Genomic DNA, 4,001 nt, shown 5'->3' with positions numbered 1-4,001 from the left:
AGCGCAAATCAGCGGTATCATACTAGAAACTACTCCTTAAAATACTGGATTCATGGCTCACTAAATTTGTATACTTTCTTATTCTTGCCAAAAAAAGTCCAGCAACTTGAAACAGTTGCTGGACTCTTCTCATTCTAAACTACCTTATTCAAATAAAGCTCCGTTAATAGCCATTTCTCCACCCAGAAGAGTAAAGTTACGAATATCATACTTCGTAATCAAATCTGCAGTAGGAGTCGGAATAGAACTCGGTCTCACCAAAATAATATGAGCCCCATTCTTAGCCGCAAGCACAGAACCAGTCATAGCATCAGCAAAACTTAAACCAGTAGCTACAAACACTTCATCAGTCGGAAGACCCAATGACTCAATAACAGCCGCTCCCGTTGCAAAACGATCATCCCCGAAAATTCTCACAGGATTATTAAGTTGACCCGCAACCGCAGCAGAAACAGCTTTCTCGCCACCCATAACAATCGTATCCGGAATCGCTTGTAAAACATTTAAAGTTGCTTCAGGCAATGTATCCGTTTTTGTTAATAGTATCGGATAGCCATTTTGTGCAGCATAAGAAGAAATAGTAAGTGCATCAGGGAAATTATAACCATCTGTTACAATAGCTTTCTCTGGTGTTCCACCTAATTTCATAGCAACCTTTGCAGCTGTCTCGAAGCGATCCGCCCCAGCTATTCTCTCTACAAAGATTCCTTGTGCATAAAGACTTCTAACGATGTCTTGAGAAACTGCGCCTTCTCCACCTACAATAATAACTTTTTCAGTTTTTAAGCGCTTCAGTTCTACAATGGTTTCAGAAGCCAAACCATTCTCTTTCGTTAATAGAATCGGTGCATCCAACTTGTAAGCAAGTGGAGCTGCAGCGAGTGAATCTGGGAACATAGAACTTCTGGCTAAAATAACTGTTTTAGCCGTTTCCCAGCCACTTTGTGAAATAGCGATAGCTGTCTTACCCCGATCGGATCCTGAAATACGACCAACCGCTTTCCCTGGCTTCAAGTCCACTTGAATCAATAATGGATCATGGTCAGACGCGCGACCGTGCATCTCCATATAATTTGCATTAATGTGAATCATATCAACAATAGCAGTGTCTGCAATATTGTTTGTTACTAACATATGGTCAAGTACTTGGTTATTCCCTTGATAGTAATAAGAGAAACGTTCATCAGCCGGTACTTTTTCGACCAAATTTGTTAAGATTCCACCTTTAAGTTCCGCAAGTGTAGGTGTGAATTCGAAATCATTCATGTCACCAGCAACGATTACTTTTAGGTCTGGATCTTGCTTTTGTCCTTCTTTAATGAAGTTGTTAATCATTTTTGCAAGCTCGATACGTTCTGCTTCAGAACCTAAGAATGGAGGTTGGTTTTTCCCGAATAACGGTTGGTCTCCACCTTTTGAGTTTAAGTGAGCGCCAATAACAACTACTTTTTGACCTTGGAACTCAAATTGAGCCGCTAATGGTTTACGTGTGTTTTCTTGTGGTAAGTCTAAGATTCTACCAGGGTTTTTAGAAAGTTCTCCATTTACCCAAGTGACAGCCTCTGTTGAACTACCTTTTGTTCCTTCAGACAGTTTTACACGTTCTGGGTTGTATAGGTAACCTACGCGGATATTCCCACCTGGTTGTCCACCATCTTGATTGTACTCTGGTGCGATATCGGTCCACTCATACGTTGGACCTCCCGCTTCTACGATTGCTGCGATCAAACGTTCATAGCTTTCTGTCGCATCAGCATTATCTGACCCTGTTGCACCATCATTATCTTGTACTTCTACAAGTGTGATAATATCAGGCGACTTCATATTTTCAACGAATGATTTAGCGATTTTCGCCACTTTTTCATCCGGAGTTTGTTTAATATTGTTTGAGAAGTTTTCTACGTTATATGCTGCTACAGTAAGTTTATATGGTACTGGGTTAATATCAGTTATTAGATTTGGTTTTTCCACACGTGTGATCTCTGGAAGATTTTCTTCTTCTGTCCACAGTTTAAAGTTACCAAAACCAAAGCCCATTACTCCGATGATATCGCCAGTATAGTAGTCACCCGATTTAGCATTGTACGATGTATTATCGAAGTCAACGATAACACGTTCTGGGTTGTAATCATTTTCTGAAATATTAATTCCACCTAAAACATTGAATTCAGTTTCTGTAGAGTTACCTGCTACAACTACGACTTCTCCGTATTTTTGTGGACCTACTATTTTTGCATTTGGTACAGCGATACGCATTAATTCAATGGATTCATAGAAGTCGATTCCGTCTTCAGCCGGATCAAATGATGTTAAGCCATCGTTATCAATGATTTCAGTCGGTTGGAAAATGTCTTCGCCGAGTACTAATGCATCAGGAAGAGGTGCTGTTCCACTAGCGACTGTTGCTGTTGCAAGAATACGCGTAATTGGTAAGTCACTTGCTTTCATCTCTTTATAGCCTTCGTAATACCATTCTTCAACTGATCCTTCAACGGTCACTAAGTCACCGACTGCAAAACCATTCGAAGCTTTGTTAACAATAATTGCTTCAGAAGTAGTATTATCGTCATCTGCATTTACATCTTGAATAACAAAGTTTGCACTGTTGTATAGGTGAGTAACAACACCCGTGATTTCTTTTACAACTGCACCTTCGTAATCTGAATAATGACCTTCTCCTTGAATATCACGAATTAAAAGGTTGTCCACTTTCAAGACGTTATAAGTGAATGAGAAGACTTCAGAAGTCGAATCACTAACAGCAATCGCCTTAATTGTAGTGTCTTTTGTTAATGTGATAGGAGCTGTGTACAGAGTACTATCAACTGTTGGTGTTGAACCATCAACCGTATAGTGAATAGCCGCGTCAACAATTGGTGAAATTAATGAAATTTCTGTTCCTTCAGATACTGTTCCTGGGAAAATATCTGTGTACACATCAGGTTTGTTAACTAAGTCAAAGCTTTCAAGACCTAGTGTTTTAACTTGGTAAGTTGTGTTGAATTTAGATGCGATCCCAGAAACATTTACAAGGTCGCCATTTTTATAACGCTTAATGAAGTCATCATAATCCAATCCGTTACGGTTATCGTTACGGATGACAACCGATTCACCGTTTTCATCTGTAGCTGTGAATTCGAATGAACCGTAATCATTAACTGATTTCAGATCTGTGATTGTTACATTGTCTAATTGAATACGTTCACCTTGCGTATCTTCTTTCACGCCAGCTGGAGTGATGTCTTGTTCAGCAGGTAGTGAATTTTCTGAAGAAACAACGGTAATTTTTGACGGTTGAATTTGAAGTTCGCCACTGTATGGACTTACTTTTCCTTCAATTTTAACAATATCGCCTGGTTGAACGTCAGCTGTCGACGTATATACATAGAGTCCTGCAGTAGCATCTTGGATATAGAACGCTTTACCGCCCCAGAATCCCATGCCTGTTGTTACTGTTCCAGTTACTTCAATTAATTTATTCTCATCTGTCACTGCACGAGCAGCCGCAACGTTCTCCATTACTTCAGCTGTTGATGGTGGTGGTGGTGTCCCTCCGTCATCAACGAATGCCATAGCAGTTGGTGCTTTTAGACCAGCATGACTTCCGAAGTATTTTTCTAGTGAACCAGACATCACTACTTTTTTCCCAAGATTACCTGGGTTTTTTAGAAGTCCAAACTCAGTTCTTAATGATGCTGGAGAACTTGGAAGTTGAACATAAATCATTTTAGCTACATCTGTCTCACCTGGAGTAGATGCAATTGCATAATTTGTATCACTTGTTGCAGGATTTACAACACTTGATTCGCTAGCAACAAAGCCAACTACATAACCTTCTACCGTTATATCTTTCTTTGCATCTACTATAAATTGCCCAATCGCCTCGTCAACAGTTAATGCTGTTGCTGCTGATGCACTTGGTACTGCGATAAACGGTACAACCATTGAAATTACTAGTAAGATTGAAAGAAATATCTTACTAAAAGAGCGTGTTCAAAAAG

1 protein-coding gene is annotated in these 4,001 nt (G+C 39.7%); it reads right to left on the bottom strand.

Going from position 1 to position 4,001, the window contains the following annotated elements:
• Positions 1 to 144 precede the first annotated feature (144 nt).
• Complete coding sequence (locus B371_RS21005; protein WP_019412507.1) at positions 145 to 3,945, bottom strand: cell wall-binding repeat-containing protein; 3,801 nt, start codon at positions 3,943 to 3,945, stop codon at positions 145 to 147.
• Between the last annotated feature and the right edge of the window lie 56 nt (positions 3,946 to 4,001).

It is taken from the genome of Paenisporosarcina sp. TG20 (assembly GCF_000286315.1).
In the GTDB taxonomy this organism is placed as follows: Bacteria; Bacillota; Bacilli; order Bacillales_A; family Planococcaceae; genus Paenisporosarcina.
This window is presented reverse-complemented; position numbering and strand designations above follow the sequence as displayed.

Bases quoted from the DNA above. Each gene is read 5' to 3' on its own strand.
- B371_RS21005 (WP_019412507.1), bottom strand. From the start codon at position 3,945: ATGGTTGTACCGTTTATCGCAGTACCAAGTGCATCAGCAGCAACAGCA.